The 4007-nt window shown below is 72.2% G+C and carries 4 protein-coding genes and 1 pseudogene; 1 reads left to right on the forward strand and 4 read right to left on the reverse strand.

All coding sequences use genetic code 11. From position 1 onward, the window contains the following. The 3 genes and pseudogenes from ACOV8S_RS14245 to ACOV8S_RS14255 form a co-directional block, all read right to left on the reverse strand. Positions 1–1066: pseudogene (locus ACOV8S_RS14245) on the reverse strand (ATP-binding protein); the annotation flags it as partial. A gap of 270 nt (positions 1067–1336) precedes the next feature. Beyond that, positions 1337–1660 (reverse strand): STAS domain-containing protein, encoded by a 324-nt coding sequence (locus ACOV8S_RS14250; RefSeq protein WP_356130645.1) that lies wholly within the window; start codon positions 1658–1660, stop codon positions 1337–1339. Between the two features lie 180 nt (positions 1661–1840). Next, positions 1841–2689 (reverse strand): 3-hydroxyacyl-CoA dehydrogenase family protein, encoded by an 849-nt coding sequence (locus ACOV8S_RS14255; RefSeq protein WP_448318182.1) that lies wholly within the window; start codon positions 2687–2689, stop codon positions 1841–1843. 144 nt (positions 2690–2833) lie between these two features. Between ACOV8S_RS14255 and ACOV8S_RS14260 the strand changes: the two genes are divergently transcribed. After that, positions 2834–3406 (forward strand): cob(I)yrinic acid a,c-diamide adenosyltransferase, encoded by a 573-nt coding sequence (locus ACOV8S_RS14260; RefSeq protein WP_351111784.1) that lies wholly within the window; start codon positions 2834–2836, stop codon positions 3404–3406. On the opposite strand, the gene ACOV8S_RS14265 is transcribed toward ACOV8S_RS14260, so the two are convergent. Continuing rightward, complete coding sequence (locus tag ACOV8S_RS14265) at positions 3326–3970, reverse strand: hypothetical protein (protein WP_448318862.1); 645 nt, start codon at positions 3968–3970, stop codon at positions 3326–3328. The two genes, ACOV8S_RS14260 and ACOV8S_RS14265, sit on opposite strands and share 81 nt — an antisense overlap. Between the last annotated feature and the right edge of the window lie 37 nt (positions 3971–4007).

Here is a 4007-nt window from a genome sequence, read left to right on the forward strand (position 1 = left end):
GCCGGGAGGCGAGCAGGGGGGCGGGCGCGGCGCCCTCGGCCAGCGAGGGCAGCGGGGCGGCCTCCTCGCGGGTGTCGAAGGGGAGCTCGGTGTCGGGGACGACCACCGCGTCCTCGAAGACGCCCACCTCGTCGACGGCGTCGGTGGCGGCGCGCAGCCGGTCCCGCTGCCGCAGCAGCGCGCCGGCCTGGACGAACCGCAGCGGCAGGCCCTCCGACTCGAACCAGAGGTCGCCCGCCCAGGTGGTCTCCTCGTCGGTGAGGGTGCGGCCGGCGGCGTGGCCGAGCAGCTGGAGTCCGGCGGAGCGGGTGAGGCCGATCAGGGTGACCGTCTCCATCAGCGCCTCGGCGGGCGGTTCGGGGACCTCGGGGGTCGCCGATATCAGGAAGGCGCACTCGGGGGTGGCGTCCAGGAGCCGGGCGAGCTCGGCGCCGCCGAAGGCGATGTCGTCGATGACGACCACGGCGCCCACCGCGCCGAGCAGCTCGCGCAGTTCGTCCTCGGCGGGGCGGCGGCGCGGGGCGTCGTAGGCGGCGTGGAAGAGGTCGTCGAGGAGTTCGCCGGCGTCGCGGCCGAGGCCGCTGAGTCGGATGACGCCGTCGGGGGCGAGGTCGGCGCAGTCGTCGGCGACGACATCGAGGAACCGGCTGCGGCCGGAGCCGGACGGGCCGACCAGGCGGGCGGAGCGGCCGCGGGCGAGCAGCCGCACGACCTCCTCGCGCTCCTCCTGGCGCTCGAGCAGCGGCAGCGCCGGCAGGCCGGAGCCCGCTTCGGCGGGATGGACGGCGGCGCGGGCCGCGGCCCGCTCGGCCTCGGCGCGCTGCTCCGCGGTGATCTTGGGGGGTCGCCCCGGCGTCCGCTCGGGCGGGCAGAGCTCGATCTCGCTGCCGTCGACGGGGTTGACGGTCAGCAGGAGGTCGTCGACGAAGATCTCGGTGGTGCGGCGCACCGCGGGCGCGTGCTGGCCGAAGTCGGGTGTCAGCGCGTCGCGGGGCGGACGCGGGCGCGACGGGCGGCCGCTCCCCCCGTGGCCGCGCTCGTCAGGCCGCCGGCTGTTCGGGTCCATGGTCCAAAGCCCCCAAAGCGTCGTGTGCCGAGCCCCTCCCGGCCGTGCCGCACACCGCGCGCTCGCTTCCGGTCCGGGCCGCCGTAGGGAATGTCTGATGTCGGGTCGGCGGGCGACCGAACCTTAAACCTCGGTCAGTATCTCCGAACAGCCGGGGTGCGGCCCCGTCCGCGACGTCACAGTCTGATGTGGATTCGCGGCGGGCGACAGACCGCAGCGCCACGGGTGGGACCCGCGAGCGGTCGGGCGGTACGAGGGGCTGCCGGGCCGTCAGACCCGCGGCAGGCTGTCGGCGGCGAGGCCGCCCTCGATGGCGAGGATGCGGTGCAGCCGGGTGGCCACCAGCAGCCGCTGCATCTGCGGCGGCACGCCGCGCAGCACCAGGCGGCGCCCGGCACGGCCGGCCCGCCGGTGCACGCCCATGATCACGCCCAGTCCCGTCGCGTCCCAGGAGTGGAGCTCCGAGAGGTCCAGGACCAGGTCGCCCACGCCGTCGTCGACGGCGGAGTGCAGGACCGTACGGGCGTCCGCCGCGCTGCGGACGTCGAGGCGGCCCCCGACGACCAGCTCGGCGTGGTCGCCCCTGATGAACATAAGCGCTCCCCGGGAATGCGTCTTGTATCACCGTGTGCATACGGTGATGCCACTTCTGACGCCTTGTTGGGGACAGAAGTTGCCGTCTGTAAGCGAACCGATACCGAAATCACCCTCGCGAGTGAAGCTGAGGGTGATCTCGGTACCGGTGTACGGGCCGGGCCCGTGATCGTCACGCGATCAGTGCTTGTAGAAGCCCTGCCCGCTCTTGCGGCCGATGTCACCGGCGTCCACCATTCGGCGCATCAGCTCCGGCGGGGCGAACTTCTCGTCCTGCGACTCGGTGTAGATGTTGCTGGTGGCGTGCAGCAGGATGTCGACGCCGGTGAGGTCGGCGGTGGCCAGCGGGCCCATCGCGTGACCGAAGCCCAGCCTGCAGGCGATGTCGATGTCCTCGGCGCTGGCGACGCCCGACTCGTAGAGCTTGGCGGCCTCGACGACGAGCGCCGAGATCAGCCGGGTGGTGACGAAGCCCGCCACGTCGCGGTTGACCACGATGCAGGTCTTGCCCACCGACTCGGCGAACTCCCGCGTGCGGGCGAGGGTCTCGTCGCTGGTCTTGTAGCCGCGGACCAGCTCGCACAGCTGCATCATCGGCACCGGCGAGAAGAAGTGCGCGCCCACCACCCGCTCGGGACGCTCCGTCACCGCCGCGATCTTGGTGATCGGGATGGCGGAGGTGTTGGAGGCGAGCACCGCGTCCTCACGGACGATCTTGTCCAGCGCCCGGAAGATCTCGTGCTTGATCTCGATCTTCTCGAAGACCGCCTCGACCACGATGTCCGCGTCGGCGACGGCGTCCAGGTCGGTGGTGGGCGTGATCCGGGCCAGCGCGGCCTCGGCGTCGGCGGCGTCGAGCTTGCCCTTGCTCACGAACTTGTCGTACGAGGCCTTGATGCCCCCGAGACCCCGCTCCAGCGCCTGGTCGGTGACATCGCGCAGGACGACGTCCCAACCCGCCTGCGCGGAGACCTGGGCAATGCCGGAACCCATGAGGCCGGCCCCGATGACGGCGAGCTTTCCTGCCACTGCCACTCCCTGTTCTCGTGTCTTCGGGTCGGACATTAGCGCCCGGCGGGACACTCGTGACCGCTAAGTAACGCGCGTCACGTCTCATTTGACGGACGTCACACCCGCGGCCTCCCCGGGCCCCGCGTTGCCTAGGCTGTGCGCATGGTCAATCTGACGCGCATCTACACCCGTACCGGGGACAAGGGCACCACCAACCTCGGTGACATGAGCCGGGTCCCGAAGACGGACCTCCGCATCTCCGCCTACGCCGACGCCAACGAGGCCAACGCGGTCATCGGCACGGCCATCGCCCTGGGCGGCCTGGAGGAGGACGTCGTCGCGGTCCTCACCCGCGTCCAGAACGACCTGTTCGACGTGGGCGCCGACCTGTCGACGCCGGTCGTGGAGAACCCGGAGTACCCGCCGCTGCGGGTCGAGCAGTTCTACGTCGACCGGCTGGAGGAGGACTGCGACCGCTTCAACGACCGCCTGGAGAAGCTCCGTTCGTTCATCCTCCCGGGCGGCACCGCGGGCGCGGCGCTGCTCCACCAGGCGTGCACGGTGGTGCGCCGGGCGGAGCGGCAGACCTGGGCGGCGATGGAGGAGCACGGGGAGACGATGAACCCCCTGACCGCCACGTACCTCAACCGGCTGTCAGACCTGCTGTTCATCCTTGCGCGGGTCGCGAACCTCTCCACCGGCGACGTGCTGTGGGTCCCGGGCGGGGAGCGCTGACGCCCGCGGGGCGGCGTCCGCGGGCTGCCCGCCCTTGTCCCGCTTGGGGAAGAGCAGGTAGCTGAGGGCGATCACCCCGTGCACGAGCACGATCCTCAGCGCCGTCCCCTGGAAGGCCCGCAGGGAGGACGTGTCGCCGTCGTCGCCGAGGTAGAGGATGCCGCCCTGCAGCAGGGCGGCCGCCACGGCGGCGGCGAGCACCGTGCGCAGCCACAGGCGCCCCTCGTGGAGGGCGCGGGGCATGCCGTACCGCGGGGGCTTCGGCGGACGCGGGGCGCCGGCCAGGCGGTGCGCGGCGTGGCCGTCGAGCCAGGTGATGGTGTAGTGGCCGTAGGCGACGGTGAAACCGATGTAGAGCGCCGCCAGTCCGTGCTCCCAGCTCGGTTCGGCGCCGCCCCGCAGGTCGATCACGGTCACCACGAACAGCACCACCTCCAGCACCGGTTCGCACAGCAGCAGGACGGTGCTCGCCCGCCGCCGGCGCAGCAGGTAGCGCACGGCCAGCCCCGCGGCGAGCAGCACCCAGAAGCCGACCTCGCAGGCGATGATCAGGGCCAGGATCACGTCGGGTCCCTCCTCTTCCCTCCCCTCCACCCTCTCC

The organism is Streptomyces sp. CO7, from assembly GCF_053474865.1.

Coding starts and splice junctions, on each gene's coding strand:
- ACOV8S_RS14250 (WP_356130645.1), bottom strand. CDS start 1,660: ATGTTCATCAGGGGCGACCACGCCGAGCTGGTCGTCGGGGGCCGCCTC.
- ACOV8S_RS14260 (WP_351111784.1), top strand. CDS start 2,834: ATGGTCAATCTGACGCGCATCTACACCCGTACCGGGGACAAGGGCACC.